This is a genomic window from Panacagrimonas sp. (assembly GCF_965216805.1).
GTDB lineage: Bacteria > Pseudomonadota > Gammaproteobacteria > Nevskiales > Nevskiaceae > Panacagrimonas.
The window spans coordinates 1,589,659-1,610,594 of sequence record NZ_CBDCGN010000003.1 but is presented as its reverse complement, the minus strand read 5'-3'; the positions used below and the strand labels follow the sequence as shown (position 1 = coordinate 1,610,594).

The 20,936-nt window shown below is 67.4% G+C and carries 14 protein-coding genes; 4 read left to right on the top strand and 10 right to left on the bottom strand.

Annotation, left to right across the window (positions count from 1 at the left end):
• Positions 1-223: 223 nt before the first annotated feature.
• Genes ACOOHP_RS20320 through ACOOHP_RS20310 form a run of 3 tightly spaced genes read right to left on the bottom strand, consistent with a single transcriptional unit; the run spans position 224 to position 6,941 of the window.
• The gene (locus tag ACOOHP_RS20320; RefSeq protein WP_420468297.1) at positions 224-1,219 is read right to left on the bottom strand and encodes a YhdH/YhfP family quinone oxidoreductase; all 996 of its coding nucleotides are present in this window, start codon (positions 1,217-1,219) and stop codon (positions 224-226) included.
• A 32-nt stretch (positions 1,220-1,251) separates the two neighbouring features.
• A complete protein-coding gene (locus tag ACOOHP_RS20315) occupies positions 1,252-2,322 on the bottom strand; it encodes an HD-GYP domain-containing protein (protein WP_420468296.1) in 1,071 nt (356 codons plus the stop codon).
• A 14-nt stretch (positions 2,323-2,336) separates the two neighbouring features.
• Positions 2,337-6,941, bottom strand: coding sequence for a response regulator (locus tag ACOOHP_RS20310; protein WP_420468295.1), 4,605 nt, complete (start codon positions 6,939-6,941; stop codon positions 2,337-2,339).
• Positions 6,942-7,043: 102 nt separating this feature from the next.
• Between ACOOHP_RS20310 and pdxH the strand changes: the two genes are divergently transcribed.
• Positions 7,044-7,661, top strand: a complete 618-nt coding sequence (gene pdxH / locus ACOOHP_RS20305) for a pyridoxamine 5'-phosphate oxidase (RefSeq protein WP_420468294.1) — start codon at positions 7,044-7,046, stop codon at positions 7,659-7,661.
• A 482-nt stretch (positions 7,662-8,143) separates the two neighbouring features.
• Here pdxH and ACOOHP_RS20300 read toward each other — a convergent pair whose 3' ends face one another.
• From ACOOHP_RS20300 to ACOOHP_RS20285, 4 genes are all read right to left on the bottom strand, one after another.
• Positions 8,144-8,977, bottom strand: a complete 834-nt coding sequence (locus tag ACOOHP_RS20300; protein WP_420468293.1) for a carbon-nitrogen hydrolase family protein — start codon at positions 8,975-8,977, stop codon at positions 8,144-8,146.
• The gene (locus ACOOHP_RS20295; RefSeq protein WP_420468292.1) at positions 8,974-12,876 is read right to left on the bottom strand and encodes a YhdP family protein; all 3,903 of its coding nucleotides are present in this window, start codon (positions 12,874-12,876) and stop codon (positions 8,974-8,976) included. Before ACOOHP_RS20295 ends, ACOOHP_RS20300 begins: the two co-directional genes overlap by 4 nt.
• A 115-nt stretch (positions 12,877-12,991) precedes the next feature.
• A complete protein-coding gene (rng, locus tag ACOOHP_RS20290; protein ID WP_420468291.1) occupies positions 12,992-14,458 on the bottom strand; it encodes a ribonuclease G in 1,467 nt (488 codons plus the stop codon).
• 192 nt (positions 14,459-14,650) lie between these two features.
• The gene (locus tag ACOOHP_RS20285; RefSeq protein ID WP_420468290.1) at positions 14,651-15,226 is read right to left on the bottom strand and encodes a Maf family protein; all 576 of its coding nucleotides are present in this window, start codon (positions 15,224-15,226) and stop codon (positions 14,651-14,653) included.
• 158 nt (positions 15,227-15,384) lie between these two features.
• On the opposite strand from ACOOHP_RS20285, the gene ACOOHP_RS20280 reads away from it, so the two are divergent.
• The 3 genes from ACOOHP_RS20280 to ACOOHP_RS20270 all read left to right on the top strand — a co-directional run bounded on the left by ACOOHP_RS20280 (position 15,385) and on the right by ACOOHP_RS20270 (position 18,713).
• Positions 15,385-15,699, top strand: a complete 315-nt coding sequence (locus ACOOHP_RS20280; RefSeq protein WP_420468289.1) for a rhodanese-like domain-containing protein — start codon at positions 15,385-15,387, stop codon at positions 15,697-15,699.
• A 15-nt stretch (positions 15,700-15,714) separates the two neighbouring features.
• Complete coding sequence (locus tag ACOOHP_RS20275; RefSeq protein ID WP_420468288.1) at positions 15,715-17,046, top strand: TolC family outer membrane protein; 1,332 nt, start codon at positions 15,715-15,717, stop codon at positions 17,044-17,046.
• Positions 17,047-17,237: 191 nt separating this feature from the next.
• Entirely contained in the window at positions 17,238-18,713 is a 1,476-nt protein-coding gene (locus ACOOHP_RS20270) for a trypsin-like peptidase domain-containing protein (RefSeq protein WP_420468287.1), read from the top strand.
• Here ACOOHP_RS20270 and ACOOHP_RS20265 read toward each other — a convergent pair.
• Genes ACOOHP_RS20265 through ACOOHP_RS20255 form a run of 3 tightly spaced genes read right to left on the bottom strand, consistent with a single transcriptional unit; the run spans position 18,710 to position 20,743 of the window.
• The gene (locus ACOOHP_RS20265) at positions 18,710-18,934 is read right to left on the bottom strand and encodes a DUF2442 domain-containing protein (protein WP_420468286.1); all 225 of its coding nucleotides are present in this window, start codon (positions 18,932-18,934) and stop codon (positions 18,710-18,712) included. The two genes, ACOOHP_RS20270 and ACOOHP_RS20265, sit on opposite strands and share 4 nt — an antisense overlap.
• A gap of 1 nt (position 18,935) precedes the next feature.
• A complete protein-coding gene (locus tag ACOOHP_RS20260) occupies positions 18,936-19,175 on the bottom strand; it encodes a DUF4160 domain-containing protein (protein WP_420468285.1) in 240 nt (79 codons plus the stop codon).
• A 26-nt stretch (positions 19,176-19,201) separates the two neighbouring features.
• Complete coding sequence (locus ACOOHP_RS20255) at positions 19,202-20,743, bottom strand: peptide MFS transporter (protein WP_420468284.1); 1,542 nt, start codon at positions 20,741-20,743, stop codon at positions 19,202-19,204.
• Between the last annotated feature and the right edge of the window lie 193 nt (positions 20,744-20,936).

The following is a 20,936-nucleotide window of genomic DNA, read 5'->3' as shown; positions in this document are numbered from 1 at the left end:
CGAAACGCCCGCTGTGAAGCGCCGCACGCTCGCGCCGTGCTTTTGGGGGGCGGGGACGCCGACTCAAGAATCACGCAAAGACGCAAAGAAGCGCAGAGACGCAAAATTCAGGCTTCGTAGCCTGGAACGATCCGCTAGCGAATTCCGGGTCGCGTGCAGATCGGACCCAAGCCCGGAGTTCGCTGCGCTCATTCCAGGCTACGGTTTGCCACGGTTTGTCGCGTCAGCCGCCGATCTTCACCACGTAGCGGCCCTGCACCGTCGAAGCCATCAACTCATCGCAGGCGGCGGGGACCTCGTCGAGCGTCAGCGTCCGGCGCACGATGCGGTCCAGGTTTCGCGGTTTCCAATCGCCCGCAAGTTGCTTCCATACGTCCAGGCGCCAGGCGCGCGGCACATCCACCGAATTGATGCCCAGCAACGACACGCCGCGCAGGATGAACGGCATGACGGTGGTGTTGAGCTCGAAGCTCTGCGCCAGACCGATGCTGGCGATAGTGCCCCACTGTTTGATGTTGCGCGTCAGGCCCGCCAGGGTTTCACCGCCGAGATTGTCCACCGCGCCGCCGAAGCGCGCGGCTTCCAATGGCTTCTTGCCCAGGTCCAGCGCGGCGCGATCCAGGATCTCGTCGGCGCCGAGCTGCTTGAGATAGTCCTCGGCGTCAGCTTTCTTGCCGGTCAGTGCCACCACTTCAAAACCCGCCGACTTGAGGATCTGGATGGCGATGGACCCCACGCCGCCGGTGGGGCCGGTGACCACGATGGGGCCCATGTCCGGGCGCTGATGATTCTCCAGCATGCGCTTGACCCCCAACCCGGCAGTGAAGCCGGCGGTGCCCAGGGCCATGGCCTCGAACAGGCTCAAGCCCGCTGGCAGCGGTACCACCGCATCGGCCGGCACCCGCGCCATCTCGGCCAGGCCGCCGTCGAGCAACTCGCCGATGTTGCAGCCGGTGACCAGCACCGCGTCGCCAGGCCGATAGGCGGGATCGCTGCTGGACTCGACGGTGCCGGACAAATCGATGCCGGCCACGCGCGGCATCGCACGCATGATGCGGCTCTTGCCGGTGACCGCCAGTGCATCCTTGAAGTTGAGGCAGGAGTACGCCACGCGGATCACCACCTCGCCGGCGGTCAGGTCGTCCAGGCTCAGGCGCTCGAAACGGTGCTGCAAGGTCTTTTCAATCTGGTGGACGCGCAGTGCTCGAAAGTCTGTCATGTCGGCTCGTAGTTTCGAATGGGGCCGAAACTCTATCCCAGCGCGGCGTCGCTGTACCGCTTGCGCACGACCTCGAACTCCGGCAGCACCTGCGGCAACCGGTCCACCAGCGCCGGATCGAAGTGCTTGCCGCGGTCGCGGCGGATGTGCTCCAGCGCCTCTTCCACCGACCATGCGCGCTTGTAGGGGCGGATGCTGGTCAACGCATCGAACACGTCGGCCAGAGCGGCGATACGCCCGACCAGCGGGATCTGTTCGCCCTTGAGGCCAAGCGGATACCCGGAGCCGTCCCATTTCTCGTGGTGCGACATGGCAACGGTGCGCGCCATGTCCAGCAACGCGGAATCGGTCTGACCCAGAATCTGTCCGCCGAACTCCACATGCTGTTTCATCAGCTCCCATTCCTCCGGTGTCAGGCGCCCGGGCTTCTTGAGGATGTGATCCGGCACGCCGATCTTGCCGACATCGTGCATGGGCGCGGCGTGCAGCAGCAGTTCGGCATCGGATGCGCTCATGCCGGCAGCAAGGCCAAGCAGACGCGAGTAGTGACTCATGCGGATCACATGCAGGCCGGTATCGTCGTCCTTGAATTCCGCCGCCTTGCCCAGACAGCGCACCACCGCCAAGCGCGTGCGTTCCAGCTCCGAGGTTCGCTCGCGCACCTGGCGTTCCAGCTCGCGCTGCTGATCGGCCAACGCCAGGTGCGTCGCCACCCGCGCCAGCACCAGCGGCGGGCTGACCGGCTTGATGATGTAGTCGACACAGCCGGCTGCGAAGCCCTGCGCCTCGTCGTCGATCTCGCTCATGGCGGTGACGAAGATCACCGGGATGTTGCGGGTGCGCGGATCGAGCTTGAGCCGGCGACACACTTCCAGCCCGTCCAGCTCCGGCATCATGATGTCGAGCAGGATCAGGTCGGGCGCCACATCGCCGCGGGCGATGGCCAGCGCACGCGCGCCGCTGGTTGCGGCCCGCACCCGGTAGAGGCTGCGCAGAATGCCGGACAGCACCTCGATGTTCTGCGGCACATCGTCCACCACCAGCACCGACGCCGCGTCCTGCGGGGACGACGTCTGCTCCAGCGTGGCGACTGCGGGTTCCATCGATCGTCCTGGTGTCATCGCGGTCTTGGTTGCTCCGGGACCAAGTCTGCCAGCACCGGCAACAACTCGCTGGCGCGGGCAAAATCGTATTCGTCGAGCGCCCGTTGCAGCGCACGCACGGCCTTGGTCGCTGCCGGGGCGGTCAGCTGTCGTGCCAAGGCCTCGGCGGTCTCCACCGCCTCGGTGTCGTCGCCGGCCAGCTGCCGTCGCAGCTGATTCAGCAGTGCACCCTGTTCGACGTCACCGGGCCGACCCGGTGCGGCGTGCGCCTGCGCCGCCTGCGCCGCCTGCGCCGCATCGAACCAGGTTCGCAGGCCATCAACCACGCCGCGCAGTTCGGTGTCGAAGCGCGCCAGCGCGGTGTCGACATCGCCCGCCCGGCGCAGCACATATTCGAGTTCCGCCGCAATCAGCGCCAGATTGCGCGCGCCGATAGTGCCGGCAAGCGCCTTGAGCGAATGCGCTTCGCGCTGCGCGGTGTCGCTGTCGCCGGCATGCCAGGCGCGACCGATCCGCGCGGTGGCGTCGGCTTCGCGCTGCAGGAACTGCGCGAGCAGGCGGCGGTAGCGGTCGATGTCGCCGAGCCGGCGCAGGCCCTCGAGCGCGTCGAGCTGCGCGACGTTGGGCAGCGTGGCGATGTCGATGGGCGCCGCTGCCGCGCTCCACGACGGTTCTTCGGCGATCGACGCCGGTTGCCGGCCCGACCAGCGCCGCAGCATGTCGAACAGATCTTCAACCTCAAAGGGCTTGGACAGGTGATCATCCGTGCCGGCGTCGTAACAGGCTTGGCGATCGACCGGATCGTCGCTGGCCGTCATCGCAATCACCGGCAGCTCCTTGAAGCGCGGATCGCTGCGCAACCGTCGCGTCGCCTCCAGGCCATCCATCACCGGCATGCGCAAATCCATCAGCACCAGGTCGAAATGCGACCGTTCCAGAATCTCCAGCGCCGCCGCGCCGTGGTCGGCACAGGTCACCTCGATACCGACCGACTGCAGTACCTCCAGCGCCACCTGTCGAATCAGTTCGTGGTCCTCGACCAGCAGCACACGCAGACCGTCCAGCCCCTGGTTGCTCGTCGGCGCCCGTGGCGCCACCGCGTCGGGGAGTTGCGGACGCGCGGTCAGCGCCAGCAGTGTCTGGTGCAGTTTCCACGGGTCGACCGGCTTGAACGCAAAACCGTCCACCGCTGTCGTCGCCTCGTCCGGCACCTGCGCCGACACCGCCAGAATGTGCCAGCCGGCCGCATCGGCGCGGGCGCTGAGTTGCCGACGCAATTGCGCCACGCCGCCGTCGGTGAGCTTTTGCGGATCCACCAGCAACACCGCGGCGGTCCCGGGCGGCGCCTGCCCGTCCAGCGCGGCGGCGGCGTCCACGTGGGTCTGCACGGTCCAGCCCAGTTCGCTCAGGCAATTTTCCAGGTAATGCCGCGCACGATCGTTGGGTTCGACGATCAGCACGCGCAGCCCGGCGTCGTCCGGCGCCAGCAGGCGTTCGCGCGGCAGGCGGCCGCGACAACCGAAACCGATATCGAAATGAAAGCGGCTGCCTTGGCCCGGTTCGCTGTGCACGCCGATGTTCCCGCCCATCAGCTCCACCAGCTGGCGACAGATCGACAAGCCCAGACCGGTGCCGCCGTGACGCCGGGTGATGGACGCGTCGGCCTGTTCGAACGAGCGGAACAAACGGGTCTGCTGGTCCTTGCTCAGGCCGATGCCGGTGTCGCGCACCTCCGCACGCAGACGGCAGCGGCCGCCTTCCTGCTGGTCGATACGCAGGCGTACTTCGACTTCTCCTGCCTCGGTGAACTTGACCGCATTGCTGACCAGATTGATCAGGATCTGGCCCAGACGCAGGGGATCGCCGATCAGACGCGGCGGATACAGCGGCCGGTCGACGATCAACTCCAGCTGTTTCTCGGCGGCCCGAGCGCCGACGACCGCGCAGAGGTTGTCGAGCACGCTGTCCAGCTCGAAATCGATGTGTTCCAGATGCAGCTTGCCGGCCTCGATCTTGGACAGGTCCAGGATGTGCTCGATCAGGCCCAGCAAGGTCTGGCCTGCCGATTGGATCTTGGTCAGATAGTCGCGCTGCCGGGGATTCAGATCCGCCGTCTGCGCCAGATGCGACAGACCCAGAATGGCGTTCATGGGGGTGCGGATCTCGTGACTGATGTTGGCCAGGAACTCGCCCTTGGCGCGTGACGCCCTCTCCGCCGTCTCGCGCGCCGCGGCCAGCTCTTCCAGGGTTTCGCGCAGCTCGCGCGTCCGCGCTTCCACGCGCTGCTCGAGGGTGGCATTGAGACTGCGCAGCGCGCGCTCGGCCTGCTGTTCGCGCTCGGCACTCATGGCGCGACTGACCACGTCAGCCAGGGCGCCGGCATAAAAGGTCTCCTCGTCGCGCCAGCGCCGCGGGCTGCCCACATGCTCGCAGCAGAGTACGCCGACGGTCTTGCCTCCATGCCGGATCGGCGTGTCCAGCATGGAGACGATGCCGACCTCGCGCAGATACGTTTCGAACAGTTCCGAGGTGTTCGGGTCGGACACCGCATCGTGCGCCACCACGAAGCGCAGGCGCTCGACAGCGTCGAAGTAGCGCGGATAGCGGTCGCGCTCCATGCGTGGCGGCAGCTCGGCATCCGCCTGTTCCTGATCGATCAGGCACAGACAGACGATGCCGGCACGCTCGTCATCCCAGAACCAGATGCTGCTGCGGCGCACCGAAAGACCCTTGCAGGCCGCCGTCGCCACCAGATGAAACGCGGCGTCCAGATCGCCCAGGTCGATGGCCGAACTGCGCGACAGCTGCATCAGTTGCTGCTCGCGCTGACCGAGCTCCAGATTGAGCCGGCGCAGTTCTTCCTGCAGACGCATCTGCTCGGAGATATCCAGACTCATGCCGCCGACGGCGACCACACGGTCGTCGTCGATCAGCGGAAATTTCACCATCAGCAGATAGCGCGGACCTTCGGGCCGTTGCAGCACCTCGACGAAATTGGCGCTGCGGCGGGTTTCGATCACCCGGCGGTCGTAGCCATGCATGGCCTCGGTCAGGCGCTTGGGCAACACGTCTTCAAGCTTGCGCCCCAGCAGTTCGCCGGCCGGCAGTTCGAACACGCGGCGAAAGGATTCGTTGGCGAACTGATACACCCCGTCCAGGTCGCGCGCCCAGATCGCCGCGGGCGAGTTTTCCAGCACCGCACGCAATTGCAACGAGGTGGTGGACAGTGCCCGCGCCAGATCCACCCGCATGCGTTCGAGCGCGCGCTCGATGGATTTGCGTTCGGTGATATCGGACAGATACCCGCTAGCCACCACGTGGCCGTCGGACAGGCGCCGCGGCACCGATTCGGCGCGCAGCCAGAACTGGCGGCCGGCCGGCGTGGTCAGGCGGAACTCGTACTCCCAGCGTTCCAACGTGCGTACCGCATTGCGCAGGGTGTGCAGCAGTCCGGGGTGGTCCTCCGGATCGAGCATCTCGGTCCAGCCCGCGGCACGGTCCTGAAGCAGGCTGCGCGGGTCCAGTCCCATGTCGTAGATCAGCTGGCCGCTGACAAATTCCAGCCGCAACCGGCCCTCGCCGTCGGCCCGTACCTGGAACACCGCACCGGCGATGGAGTCGGCCATTTCCTGCAACCGCGTGTTGGCACTACGCACCTCGTCCTGGCTGATTTCCAGCCGTTTGGCCACCGCCCGCGCCTGCTGTTCGGCGTCGCGCCGGCGCCGCACTTCGCGACGCATCAGCAGCGCCCAGTAACCCATGGCCATCAGGATCGCCAGCATCGCGACCAGACCGCCCAGGGCCTTGTTGCGCACGTCCTGCGGGTCCAGTCCCACCTCGAGCTTGACGTTGAACCAGCGCGTCTGGATCTCGCGATGTTCGGCCGGGGTGATCGACTGCAGCGCACGCGACAACAGGCCGGCCAGCGGGGCGCGATCGCGCGGCACCATGAAGTGAACCTTGGCGGTATCGACCGGATTGGCGCCGGCGATCTTGAGATTGGTCAGCCCGTGCCGCTGAATCAGGTAGGTTGCGATCGGCACCGGTGCCACCGACGCCTCCGCGACGCCGCTGGAGACCGCTTTGAGCGCCTCCAGGTAGGTCGGCTCGAACAGCACGCTCATGCGCGGCAGCCGCTCCACCAGCAGGCGCGAATTGGCGTAGCCGCTGACCAGTGCCACCCGCATGCCGAGCAGATCGTCGGCGTCGAGCACGCGCTTTTCCTCCGCCCTGGCCACGATCACCGAAGCGATCTCTGCGTAGGGGTCGGTGAACAGAAAGCGGTCCTCGCGCTCCGGGGTGCGCGCCACCGAGGCGAACAGATCGAACTCGCCCTCAACGCCGCGTGCGTAGGTTTCGCGCCAGCTCAGACCGAGCTGCGGCTCGATCCGCACGCCCAGCCGCGCCGCCACCAGCGCCACGTAATCGGCCACCATGCCGCGGTACTCGCCGGCGTCGTCGACGTACTCGATGGGTGCGTATTCGGGATCGATGCCCAGTCGCAGCACCGGGTGCTGCTGCAGCCAGGCCTGTTCGTCGGCGCTGAGCGTCAGGGTCTGCGCCGGGACCGTCGTCGCCAGAAGTAGCCAGCACAGCAGGGCGGCGAGCAGTCTGGACACGGTGTCGACAAAATTCCGCAAAGGGGCCACGCGATTGTGCACAGCGCGCGCGCGACCAGCCACTGCCCGCATGCGGTGGCCCGCCTGAGGCAGAATCGCGTCATGCAATACACCCGCAATCCGCCGCTCGATACCGTCGGCCTGCCCGCCGATCCGATGGCACTGCTCGACAACTGGATCGCCGAAGCCCGCGCCGTCGGCATGATCGAGCCGACCGCGATGGCGCTTGCCACCGCCGACCCGTCGGGACGGCCTTCGGTTCGCATCGTGCTGTTCAAGGGCTTTGCCGAGGACGGTCTGTGCTTCTATACCGACTATCGCGGTCGCAAGGCGCAGGAATTGGCGCGCAATCCCGGCGTCGCCGCGACCTTCTGGTGGGACCGTCTGGAGCGCCAGGTGCGCGTGGAAGGTCGGGCCGAAACCCTGCCGGCAGCACACAACCAGGCCTACTTCGCGACCCGCCCGCGCGAATCCCAGCTCGGGGCGCTGACTTCGCACCAGTCGCAGGTGGTCGCCTCGCGCGAAGAACTGGACCGGCGCCTGGCCGCCAACGCGGCGCGCTGGGAAGGTCAGCCTCTGGCCTGTCCAGAGCACTGGGGTGGTTACGTCATCCGGCCGCAGGCGGTGGAATTCTGGCAAGGCCGGATCGGCCGCCTGCACGACCGCCTGCGTTACCGGCGTACCGATGCTGGCTGGCTGATCGAGCGGCTGGAACCCTGAACCTAAAAACAGCGATCAGCCACGGATCACACGGATAGACACTGACAAACGCGGGTCGAAACACAAACCTGCCGAGCATCGTGGCTTCACCGAGCGGGCGACTCGATCGCCGCTGGCAAGTCGCCGATTTTCAGTCCGCGTCGTCCGTGAAATCCGTGGCAAATGCCTTTTCAAGGCTGAACCAAGCCGCGTCGCGGCCGGGACGCGCCGGCCGCAGCGCCTGGACCGCCTGTCCTAGCCCACATTTCTCACAGGTCGCCGGAGAATCCCTTGCCTATTCCCCTCCTCACTGCATTCTTCAAGCTTGCTCCAGAAACAGACTGTCGGCGGATTCTCCGACTGGATCGGCGCTGGCCTGTCTGCGGCGCGCATCGCTTGGGACTCACTCACCCCATAGAACCACTATGGAGTTCGCTCCGTCCGGGCGCGCTGCACGTCCTCGACGTACGGCCATCACTCGATCCCCCTGTGAGAAATGCGGGCTAGTGCGCGCCCAGGTGCCGGTGCCGGAGCACCGGGAAGCTGGCGCGCAGCTCGGTCGCACGCGCGCGATCCACTTCGGCGGCGACTACCGCGTCGCCCTGCGCCTGGCAGGCCAGCACCTCGCCCCACGGCCCCACCACCATCGAGTGGCCCCAGGTGGAGCGGCCGCCCGGGTGCCCGCCGAACTGGCCCGGAGCAATGACATGACACTGGTTTTCCACGGCGCGGGCGCGCAGCAGCAGTTCCCAATGCGCCTCGCCGGTGCGGGCGGTGAAGGCGGCCGGCACGCTCAACAGGTCCACCTCCCGTTCGGCCAGCGCGCGATAAAGCTCGGGAAAGCGCAGGTCGTAGCACACCGACAAGCCGAGCCGGCCTGCGGGTGTCGCCACCACCACCGGATTCCAGCGGCCGGGCGCGATGCTGGCGGATTCGCGATAACGTTCGGCGCCGCCGCTGCCGGCGACCTCCACGTCGAACAGATGGATCTTGTCGTAGCGCGCCGCCCGCGCGCCGCTCGCGTCGTAGACCAGACAAGCGGCGGCAACGCGACCCGGATCGTCGGCCAGCGCCAGGGGCACGGTCCCGGCCACCAGCCAGATGCGGTGGCGCTGCGCGGCCTGCGCCAGCGCATCCTGGATCGGTCCGGCGCCATCGGCCTCGGCATGCGCCAGCTTGTCGCGCTCGCGTGCGCCCATGAAGGCAAAATTCTCGGGCAGTATTGCCAGTGACACCCCCTGTTCCGCGGCCTGCCCGACCAGGCGTGCGGCGGTGGCGAGGTTGCGCGCGACGTCGTCGCCGGAGTTCATCTGCAAGGCGGCAATGATCGGATTCATTGGGTTCCCTGAGGATTGAACGGCCGCCCCCCGACCGCGGGTTCGGAGGCAGTGCGATTGACGCTGGCTACTTGCGGATCGTCCCAGCTTCCGGTGAGGTGGTAGCGCAACTGGCCGACCTGGTCCAGCGGCTGGTCCAGCACTTCCTGCGCAATCAGCGCCAATACGCCCGCCGCCGGACCGCCCAGCAGCAGCGCACCCAGCGTGACGCCCGCAGACACGTCGGGAATGACCTTGACCCGCTGGTCGTAGTTGCGCGCCAGCAAGCCCACCTGGCCGCGCACTTCCATGTTCAGCGACGGCGCGTCGAGGTCGAGATCGTCGGTGCTGGCGACGCCCTCGGCAATCTGGAAGCTCCCCTGCATGCGGTCGAAGCTCAGGCCCTTGGACAGCACATCGCCGAAATCCAGGTTCAGGCGTCGCGGGATCGCCCAGAAGTTGATGAGCCCCAGCACGCGGCCGGCGCCGGGCTCCACCGTGCGCAGCGCGCCGTCTTCCAGGTCCAGATCGAGCCGCCCCCGGGCCAGCGCCCAGTTCAAACCCTGGATCGCGGTGGGCGCCTGTTCCGGCCACGTCAGGGCGGCGGTGAAGCGGCTGTCGTGCGCGCTGACGCTGGGCGCATAACCCAGCCCTTTGAGCAGATCGTCCACCCCCTTGCTCTGCAGATCGAAGTTCAGCTCGGCGGAGGAGCGCGCATCGCGACGACGCCAATGACCTTGAGCTTCGAACTGGCCGTCGGGGCCGGCGCTGCGCAGTGCCGCCAGGCGCTGACCGTGGTCGATGCGCTCGGTGCGCAGTTCCAAGGCGCCCAGTTCGGCCTCGCCGACGCGCAGATCGTCGATCCGCAGAATCACCTGCGGCAACGCCGCGGGGTCGATCCGCTGCGTCGTCGGTGGCTTGGGTGCAGCTTCGGCAGCCCCGTTGCCGCGCGCGCGCCACGCGATCTGCGCGCGCGCCAGGCGCGCCTCGATCGCGCCACCGCTGGCATCGTTACGAAAATCGATATTGCCCTGGGCGCCTTCACCGCTGATCCGCGTCGACCAGCCACCCGCGGCAGGCATATGTTGCAGACGCAGGTTTTCGCTCGACAGATTGCCCAGCCACAGCCGCCCGACATCCAGATCGACAGTCAGGGGCAGTGCGCCTGCTGCTGCCATCGACCCGTCGACGTCGGCACCCTCTTCGACCGGCGGCTTGATCGCGGCCAGCCAGCGCAGCGGATCCAGCTCTTCTGCCCTGCCGTCCACCTGGATGCCGTAATCCTCGGCGTCAGGCTGCGCCCCCGGCCCGGTCCGGAAGTGGGCACGCTCCAGCAACAGCGGGCTCCGATCGTCGCCCTGGCGCAGAAATGCCAGATCGGCGCCCAGGCGATCGGAAACCTGCAGCGACAGGCGCAGCGGAAACTGCGCGCCCGTCGTCACCGTCAGCGTCGTCGGCCAGGGCTCGTCCGCCGCTTTCTGCAGCGGTGGCGGCAGGCTCACCGCGGTGCCCTGCAGGTCCGAAGCCAGGCTCAGGCGGCCGCTGTCGGCACCGCGCAACGGCAGTTCGGCGCGCCACTGGCTGGCCCCCTGCAAATGGCTGCGCAGGAATCGCGGCAGCAACCGGTTGACGCCCTTGCCGGACGCATCGGGCTGGAATTGGAACCGGCCTAGCAGACGCATCCGGTCGGTGGCATCGCGTTCGATCGAGGCCAGCACCTGGGTGTTGTAGACCTCGCCATGCAGTTCTTGCGCCTCCGCGCCGCGATTGTCGAACCTGAGATCCCCGTAGACCCCGACCACCGGCTCGGGCACGCCGACGATATCGATGCGCGCGTCGCGCAGCCGCACCTGCCCACGCGCCTGGGTCTGCTTGACGTCGCGCAGCGGCACGTCCAGGCCCAGCTGTACCACCGCCTCGCCCGTGGCCGCGGTGCGCGTGAGCAGGTCCGCAAGGCGCGGCGCCAGCGGCGAAGCGCGCAGATAGTCGTAGAACCGCGCGATTTCGCCCTCGGCCTCGCCTTCCACCCGCAGGTCGGCCTGCCGGAAACTTTCCAGCCGCGCGCTTCCAGTCTCGATGCGGTTGCCCATGATCTGGCCGCCGGTGGCAGTCGCCGACAGGCCCTTGCCGCTGATCTCGATGCGGCCGGCCAGGTCGGTCAGCGGCGGCCAATCCGGCGCGAAAGCCAACTGCCCACCCGCAGCATCGAGATTCAGGACCAGCGTGCCGGGCGCATCGGTAAACGGAAATCCGGCCAGATCGCCCTTGATCCGCAGGCGACCGTCGGGGATGCGCCCTCGCACCACCGCGCGGTCCAGCCATTGGCGCAGAGGATCAGGCCAGAACCGCGGGATATAGGGCTTGAAGCGGGTGACGTCCTGAGCGCTCAAACGCAGGTCCAGATCGATCTGGGGGGCGCGGTCGAACTGCGGCGGCAGGCGCAGCGACAATGCCCCCTCAGCGCGCCCATCGAGCAGCGTGGCCACCACCTCCGGCGCTTGCAACTGCCAGCCTTGATCGGCCGCCAGACGTGTCCATTCGATCTCGGCGTCGACACCGTCCAGTCTCACCGGCGCGGCAAACGCGTGCGGATAGTCGATGACCAGCGGCGCCTGAACCACACTCAGGCGGCCGCCGGCCTCGGTGGCAGACAAGGCCCCGGACAGGCCGGCAACGCCCGGCCGGCGGGCCTCGCCCCGCATCGACACCGCGTCCAGGTCGGCGCGCAGGCTGTAGCGGGCGCCGTCGTCGGCCGGATCCCAGCGCAGCACCAGGCCGCGTACGGCGCCGTCGAGCCCCTGCAACAGCGGTCGCTCGGGCGCGGCGCCCCGGGCCAGACCGGCCCAGGGCGCGAGGTCGCCGATGCGCAGGTACCCGGCGTCCGCCTGCAGGCGCGACGCGGCACCGGGTTCGCGCAGCAGGCGGATGCGCGCGCTCGATTGCGGCCAGGCGCCATGGGCACCGGAGAGGGCGATGCGACGCATCTCCAGCAACCAACCGTTTGCCTGCGGCGTCAGCAGGGCCTGTACCTCGATGTTCTGCAGGCGGGTGTCCAACTCGCCGCGCCGTCCGCTGATGGCGCCGGCGTCGAGCTGCACGCCGATGGTTGCCAGGGCGCCGCCGCTGACACGTCCGTCCAGATGCAGGAGGGTGTCGTCGAACACCACCTGTGCGTCGTCGGCCAGGTAGGTCTGCAGCCAGGGCAGGCTGCGCAGATCGTCCACCTGGGCCTGCCAGCGGCCCTTCCAGGTGTCGGGCTCTTCGAGGTCGCCTTCGATCTGCGCTTCCAGACCGACCGTGGACCCGATCTCCGGCGGCAGACTCAATTCGGCGGTGGCCTGGCCGCGGCCGTCGGCGAAGCGCACTTCGGCCTCGCGCAGACGGAACAGCGGATCGGGACCGGGCAGGCGCGCGTCGTCCAGCCGCAACTCGCAACGGCTCAGGCGCACGCTCTCGAAACGACCCAGCTGTCGCAGCCATTCCTGGCGGCCCCGCGCGGGGCCGCCGGCGGTATCCAGCCCGCGCAGGCTGAAGCGACCATCGGCATCGATGCGCGCGAACAGCGCCAGGCCGGACAGCTCCACCCGCTGCGGCGTGGTGTCGCCGCGCAACAGGCGCATCAGCCCGAAGCCCAGACGCAGACGATCAGCGATCAGCGCCGGGTTGTTGCCATCCTCGCCGTAAAGGGTGATGTCGGTCAGGTCCAGCCGTGGGGCCAGGCCGCGCCAGCCCAGGCCGACGCCGCCGATGTCGACCGGCTGGCGCGCCACCCGCGACACGTACTCCGCCAGATCCTGCCGATAGCCGGGCGCCATCAGCATCACCACCTGGAACAGGCCGGTCAGCAATGCGCCCAGCACCAGCACGCTGGCCACCAGCGTCACTGCCGCCGTCCACCAGCGACGTTTTACGCGCTCCATGCGCGCCCTCGCGGCATCGCGGCTGAGTTGAGAGGTAAAAAGGGCATAAGAACCGGCATTTTAGGCGCGGCGTCCGGCGTCGTGCTGAACGCGGCCAGAGCACCATTGAAACGCGTCACAACGGCACGACGTCGAAGCTCTCCGGGTGATAGGCCGCTTCGACCTGCAGCCGGATCGGCCGGTGCAGGCTGGCTTCCAGTTCGGCCAGGCCCATCGAGGCGTCCTCGGTCAGGCGCTGGATCACCGCCGCCGGCCCCAGCACCAGGAACTGCTTGGCCTCGAACTGCCGCGCGGCACGGCTGACCTCGCGCACAATGTCGTGGCACAGCGTCTCCACCGACTTGATCGATCCGCGCCCCTCGCAGGTCGGACAGGGCATGCACAGAATGTGTCCGAGCGACTCGCGCACTCGTTTGCGCGTCATCTCCACCAGACCCAGCGGCGAAAAATCGTAGGCGTGCGTGCGCGCGGTATCGCGCTTGAGTTCCTTTTCCAGCGCGCGCAGCACCTGCGCGCGGTGGTCGGCATTCCGCATGTCGATGAAGTCCAGCACGATGATGCCGCCCAGGTTGCGCAGGCGCAGTTGCCGCGCGATGGCCTGCGCCGCTTCCAGGTTGGTCTTGAGGATGGTCTCCTCCAGGGTGCGATGCCCGGTGAAGCCGCCGGTGTTGACGTCGATGGTGGTCATCGCCTCGGTCTGATCGATCACCACGTGCCCGCCGGACTTGAGGTCCACCTTGCGGCTCAGCGCACGGTCGATGTCGTCCTCCACACCGTACAGATCGAAGATCGGCGCGGCGCCGGTGTAATGCTCGATCAGCGCCGCCGCGTGGGGCACGAACACGCGGGCGAACTGCTGCACGCGCTTGAACTCCTCGGCGCTGTCGATGCGGATGCGCTCCACATCGGTACCGAGCAGATCGCGCAGGATGCGCATCGATAGCGGCAGATCGCCGTGGATCAGCGTCCGCGGCGGCGACACCCGCGCCTGTTCGCTGATCGCCGTCCACAGCCGCAGCAGGAAGCGCAGGTCATTGGCCAGCGGCTCGCCCTCCTGGCCCTCGGCGGCAGTGCGCGCGATCACCCCGAACGCGGGACTCAGTTCGGCGGCGATACGCGTCACTTCCTGCTTCAGCCTTGCGCGTTCGGCCTCGTCCTCGATGCGTGCCGAGGCGCCGCAGTGCGGCTCGAACGGCAGCAGGACCAAATAGCGCGAGGGCACCGACAACAGCGTGGTCAGGCGCGCACCCTTGCTGCCGAGCGGATCCTTGAGAATCTGCACCAGCACGTCCTGGCCTTCGCGCAGCAGCGTCTGGATTGGCGGCAGTTCGCGCGGGGCATCGCCGTTGACCGGCAGCGGCACCATGTCCGCCACGTGCAGGAACGCCGTACGTTCCAGTCCGACCTCCACGAACGCCGCCTGCATGCCCGGCAGCACCCGCTGCACCACGCCCTTGTAGATGTTGCCGACCAGCCCGTGCCGGGACGCACGTTGAACATAGATTTCCTGCGCCGCGCCGCCCTCCACCAGCGCCACCCGGGTCTCCTGCTGCCCGATGTTGACCAGGATTTCCGTGCTCATGCGGCCACCCTGCGAAGTGCAACCAGCAGGCAGAACGCACGAGTAAAGCGCGTGCGAGTAAGTCCCTTCGCCATCAACCCTTCAGCGAAACACGCGCTCATGCGGCCGCCCCGCGAAGTGCAAGGCAGGCCGTGCGAGCGGGGGGCGCGCCCGAGCGCGGCGGACCGGGCGACGCGGAACCGAACGGGGCGCTCATCGACGCGCGCAGATGCCGTGCCGCGCCAGCAGCTCCAGCGTCTCGTACAGCGGCAAGCCCACCACGCCGCTGTAGCTACCGCGAATCTCGCGCACCCAGCGGCCCGCCAGACCCTGGATGGCATAGGCACCGGCCTTGTCGGCGGGCTCTCCGCTGTCCCAGTAGGCTTCGGCTTCGGTCCGGCAGATGCGTCCGAACAAAACCTCGGTGCGGGTGGCGATCACCTCGCACTGGCCCCTGCGCACCAGCGCCACCGCGCTGTGCACCTCATGGATGCGACCGGACAGTTGCAGCAGCATGTCGATGGCCTCCATGCGGTTGCTCGGCTTGCCCAGGATGCGCTCGCCCAGCGCCACGTCGGTGTCGGCACCCAGTGCCGGCAACCCACCGCCCTCGGCGAACACTGTGCACGCCTTTTCCAGCGCCATGCGCTGCGCGAAGGCGGCCGGGGCTTCCTGCGCCCGCGCCTGCTCGTCCAGGTCTGCCGGCGCACTGGCAAAGCGCAGCCCGGCCTCGCGCAGCATCTGCATGCGGCGGGGCGAACGCGAGGCGAGGTAGAAATCCGGTTCCATGTCGTCGATGCGCCAGCGGGCTCTTATGTGAATGACTGTGTCCGCCGACAGTAGGCGGCATGCTAGCAGCCCGCCACCGGCTTGCCGCCTTGCGACGATTCGCCTAGAAACAGAACTGATCGGTACACTAAATGCCCGGCCCGTCCCTCGGAGCTTCCTTGCGCACCTTGGCCCCGCACGAATTTCGCACCTTGATGCAGCAGCCGCAGGCCTATCTGCTCGATGTGCGCCTGCCCGACGAGGTGGCGCACGTCGCCTTGCCCAACGCCGTCAACATTCTCTTGCACGAGCTGGCGGCGCACGCCGGAGAAATCCCGCAGAACCGCGCCATCGCCATCTACTGTCATCACGGGGTACGCAGCGCCCAGGCCGGATGGATGCTGGAACGCCTCGGTCATCGCGATGTCTCGCATCTCGAAGGCGGCATCCACGCCTGGGCCGATACCATCGACCCTACCCTGCCGCGCTACTGAACCCCTCGTCCGACCATGATCACGCGCCGACTCCTAGCCGCCTGCCTGCTCGTCACCGCAATGCCGGTGGCCTCCGCCAACGAACTGCTGCGGGTCTACGAACTGGCGCTGCAGCAGGACATGCGTCTGCAGGCCGCGCGCCATGCGCGCGATGCCGCGATCGAGGCGCGGCCGCAGGCCCGCGCCGCGCTGCTGCCGCAGATCAATGCCAGCTACGGTTACGAGGATTCCAGCGAAACCGGCACCGAAGGTTTCGCTGGTCAGCCCGAGGCACGGGTGGATCGCGACAGCACCGCACGCGCACTCACGGTGCGGCTGGACCAGACCCTGTTCGACTGGGCCGCCTTCAAGCGCTACGACCAGGCCGGCGACGAGGCGGCGCTGGCACAGGCCGATTTCCGCCGCGCCGAACAGGATCTGGTGCTGCGCATCACGCAGGCCTATTTCGGTGCGCTGTCGGCGGCCGACAACCTGCGCTTCTCGCAATCGGAAAAAGCTGCGGTGGAGCGCCAGCTGGAACAGGCGCAGCGCCGCTTCGACGTGGGGCTGTCGGCCATCACCGACGTGCAGGAAGCACAGGCGCGCTTCGACCTCACCGTGGCTCAGGAGATCACCGCCGAACAGCAGCTCGCCGCCGCACGCGAGGCGCTGCGGGAGATCACCGGCGCCGGCCCCAATCGCGAAGTACCGCTGCAGGAGGAAATTCCGCTGCGCCTGCCCGAACCGGCCGACAGCGAGCGCTGGCTGGATACCGCCCGCGACCACAACCTGGATCTGGTGATCGCCAACCTGCAGGCGGAAATCGCGCGCACCGGGATCGACATCGCGCGCGCCGGGCACCTGCCGCGCGTTGGCGCGCTGGCGCAGTACCAGGACCTGCAAACCGATGGTGGCCGCTTCACCGGCGAATCCGAGATCGAGACCGTCGGCGTGGAAGTGAGCCTGCCCATCTTCGCCGGTCTGGCCACCCGCTCGCGGGTATCCCAGGCACGCTCGACCCACGAGCAGTTCGAATCCCTGTTTCAGCTCACTCGCCGCGGCGTGGAGCGCAGCACGCGCGACGCCTACCTGGCGGTCAATGCCGGTGCGGCGCGCGTGCGCGCGCTGCGCCAGGCGGTGCTGTCCAGCACCACCGCGCTGGAAGCCAGCGAAACCGGGCTGGAGGTCGGCACCCGCACCGCGGTGGATGTACTCAACGCCCAGCGCGATCTTTACAGCGCGCAGCGCGATTACGCGCGCGCGCGCTACGACTACCTGCTGTCGATACTGCTGCTCAAGGCCGCGGCCGGCACCCTCGACGTCACCGATCTGGAGCAGATCGACGCGCTGCTGGTGGTCGGCGGATAGCTGCGCCACTCGCCTCAGCGCGGCGCCATGGCGCGCCTGCACGTCCTCGACATACGGCCATCGCCCGATCCCCCCGCGAGAAATGCGGGCTAGGCGCGACCGACCCGGCGGCGTGCACCGACCGACCGTTGGCATCCGGATCGCGAGTTTGCTCGTCTATAGTCATTCATCACTTTTTGACGGGTGTCGGCATGCGCCGTTTTCTGCAACTAGCCAGCCTTGCGCTGCTCCTGACTCCGTTCTGCGCGTGGTCGCAGGCCTCGCCCTCGCGTCTGCTCGACGCCGTGCCGCTCAACCTGCTTGATCGCAGCGCGCTCGAACGCGTGCGCAGCGCCCTGCCCGAACGCGGCCCGCGCGACCCGGTACGGCTGGCGGTTTCGGTGCCGATATCGCTGGGCCTGGATCACGGCGCCTGGTCGGTCGAGGGCGATATCGCGGTGTGGCGCGCGCGGGTGCAGTCGGTCGGCGCCACCCTGCTGGTGGCAGCCTTCGATCGGCTCGCCTTGCCCGAGGGGGCGCAACTGCGCTGGTCCAGTCCGGACGGCGAGGTCGTGCAAGGACCCTATTCTGCCGCCGACCTCAACGACAGCGGCGGCCTGTGGACCGCGCTGGTGCCCGGCGACGAGGCCTTACTGGAACTGCGGGTGCCGCAGGCGCAGCGTTCGAACGTGGAGTTGCATCTGGGCAGCCTGGGTCACGGCGTCCATGCGCTGGAACGTGGCGGCGTTTCCGCTAAATCCGGCAGCTGCAACATCGACGTGGTGTGCCCGCAGGGCGACAACTGGCGCGACCAGATCCGCTCGGTCGTTCACGTGCAGATTCCGGTACGAGGCGGCCTGTTGGGTGGCGACAGCATCACCCTGTGCTCGGGCCAGTTGATCAACAACACCGCGCAGAACGGCGATCCGCTGTTGCTCACCGCCACCCACTGCGGCATCACCGCTGCCAACGCCTCCAACGTGATGGTCTATTACAACTTCCAGACCTCCAGTTGCGGCGGCACCCCCAATGGCTCGTTCACGCAGACCCAGCGCGCACAGAGCCGGCTGTTTTCGCACGCGCGCTCGGATCACACCCTGCTGCGCCTCAATGGCGCGCCCAATGCCGGCTTCAATGCCTACTTCACCGGCTTCAACGCCACCCCGCAGTTGCCGCAGAACGGCGTGGCCATTCATCACCCTTCCGGCGACGAAAAGCGCATCAGCGTCTACAACAGCGGCAGCGCCTATCAACAGGTGGTCCTGAGCCCCGGCACCACCGTCGTCGACGCCTACCGCGTACGCTGGGCCGAGGGCACCACCGAAGGCGGCTCCTCCGGCGGCGGATTGTGGAATCAGGATCGTTCGCTGGTCGGCGTGCTGTCGGCCGGCAACGCCTCGTGTGGCAACATCAACGGCGACGATTTCTTCGGCCGCCTGGACCTGGCCTGGAACGCCGGACTGGACGCGCATCTGGACCCCAACGACAGCGGCGTACGCAGCGTGCCGGGCCGCAATGCCGGCGGTTCCGGCTCGGGTGGCGGCAGTGGCGGCGGCGTCCCGATCCCGCCGAGCGCACCGGGCTCACCCAATAGCACCGTTAGCGATAGCGGCGGAGGTGGCGCGCTTGGCCTCGCGAGCTTGATGCTGCTTCTCGCCGTTGGCGTTTTCCGCAACAGCGAGCGCTAACTGGAGCGCGCGATCAACGGGTAATTTCCAGGCTTTTCGATCGACTCCACCGCAAGATCGATATCCAGGCCAGGCCAGTATAGGTGTCGCGGGTGGGGCCAGGTCACGTCCTGAATGTTGCCGACCGTGGCCTCGCGGAACCAGGGGAAGTCCTCGAACGACATGAACAGCTCGCGCTCTCCAAGCAACAGCCAGATGCCGTGCTTCGAGATGTGCGTCACCTCAACTTCCGAAGTGTTCGGTCCACGCCGAGCGGATGCGGGTTTCATGGGTTCTCACCAACTTTTCAGCCTGACGAAGCTGCTGTGCAGAAAGGCCGAAATTCTGCGCCAGCGAGATCATGGGCTCCAACCAGAACTTGGCCTCGCCGTCGGCGTGGCTGACATGGACGTGAATCCGCGTCTCTTCACGCGAGAAGAAGAACAAGCGGAACGCGCCATCTTTGACGACGGTGGGGGCCATGGCGTGATTGTAGATTCCACGTCGCCTCAGCGTGAGCTGATCCCCCGCTTGAGCCACGGCGTCAGCAGCAGCACAAACACACCGCAACCCAGCCCGATCCAGCCGAGGTCGGCGAACAAGCTGGCATACTTGTCCAGGGCTTCGGCGGTATCGAAGGCACCGGTGGCATCAAGTTCCACCGACGACAGCTTGCCCAGCCAGGCCGCCACCACCTCGGCGTAGGCCGAAGCCAGGAACCACGCGCCCATCATCAGGCTCACCACGCGCGCCACGGATAATTGCGTGACCGCAGACAAGCCGATCGGCGACAGCAGCAGCTCGCCAATCTCGATCAGGAAATACGCTGCCACGAACCACCACAGCGCGGCCTTGCCATTGTCCTCGGGCGCTGCCGCAGACGCCGCCAGCACCGCAAAGGACAGCCCCGCAAAGGCAATACCGAGTCCGAACTTGGCCGGTGTGGACGGATTGAGCCCGGCGCGATCCAGCCGCGGCCACAGCCAGGCGAAGATCGGCGACAGGATGAAGATGAAGAACGCGCCCAGCGAGGCAAGCTGCGAGGCGGTCCATTCGATGCCGAACGCTTCGCGATTCATCACGCGGTCGGAGTACAGAATCCAGGACCCATAGCTCTGCTCGTACAGCGCCCAGAACACGATGCTGAAGACGATCAACGCGATCAGCACCAGCATGCGCTGAGACTCGACCCGGGTGCAGTGCTTCCACATGAACCAGCCGATCCCCAGGCTCAGCGCCAGCGCCGCGGCATGCATGGTCCAGTGCACCGCGGGCGGAAAGCGGATCAGCACCCACACCACGAAGACGCCGCCCACCACCGACAAATAGATGAACCACTCGCGATTCAGCGCGCCCGCCACGCGCTGGCGCAACAACGCTGGATCGCGCGGCTCGGCCTGGCCCAGCAGATGTTTCTGTCCATAGATGAAAACGCCCAGTCCCACCAGCATGCCCAGTCCGGCAGCGCCGAAGCCGTAATGCCAGCCATGGGTCTCGCCCAGCCAGCCGCACAGCAGCGCCGAGGCGAACGCGCCCAGGTTGATGCCCATGTAGAACAGCGTGAAGCCCGAGTCCCGGCGCGGATCGTGATCGGGATACAAGCGCCCGACGATGGTCGAGATGTTGGGTTTCAGAAACCCGACGCCCATCACGATCAAGGCCAGCGAAAAATAGAACACCTGCAGCGCAAAAGCGTCCTGCACCAGCGCGCCGTCCACCATGCGCGCCTGCTCGCCTTCAAACGCCATGCCCAGGTGCCCTGCGCACAGCAGCACGCCGCCCAGGATCACCGACTTGCGCATGCCCAGGTAACGGTCGGCAATCAGCCCGCCCAGCACCGGCATGGCGTAGACCAGGCCCGCGTAAGCGCCGAGCAGGTCATAGCCGTCGGCGTCGCTGAACAGGTGGTACTTGGTGAGGTACAGCAGCAGCAGCACCTTCATCCCGTAGAAGGAGAAGCGCTCCCACATCTCGGTGAAGAAGCAGACGTACAGGCCCTTGGGGTGACCCAGGAACTCCCCGGGAGCGGTTACCACGGCAGCATTGGTCACGGTCAGCCTCGGGGTGACGAGGCTGCAAGCATCAAGGCGCGCGCACGTTGGGTGCAAGCATCGCGCTCGGGAGAACCTGCCTCGGTCCGAAAAACGACCTGTCACCCTGAGCGAAGCAAAGGGTCTTCCCGCCCGGCCGTACTGTCAGGCGGGAATATCCTTTGCCCCGCTCAGAATGGCCATTCCAAGCTGG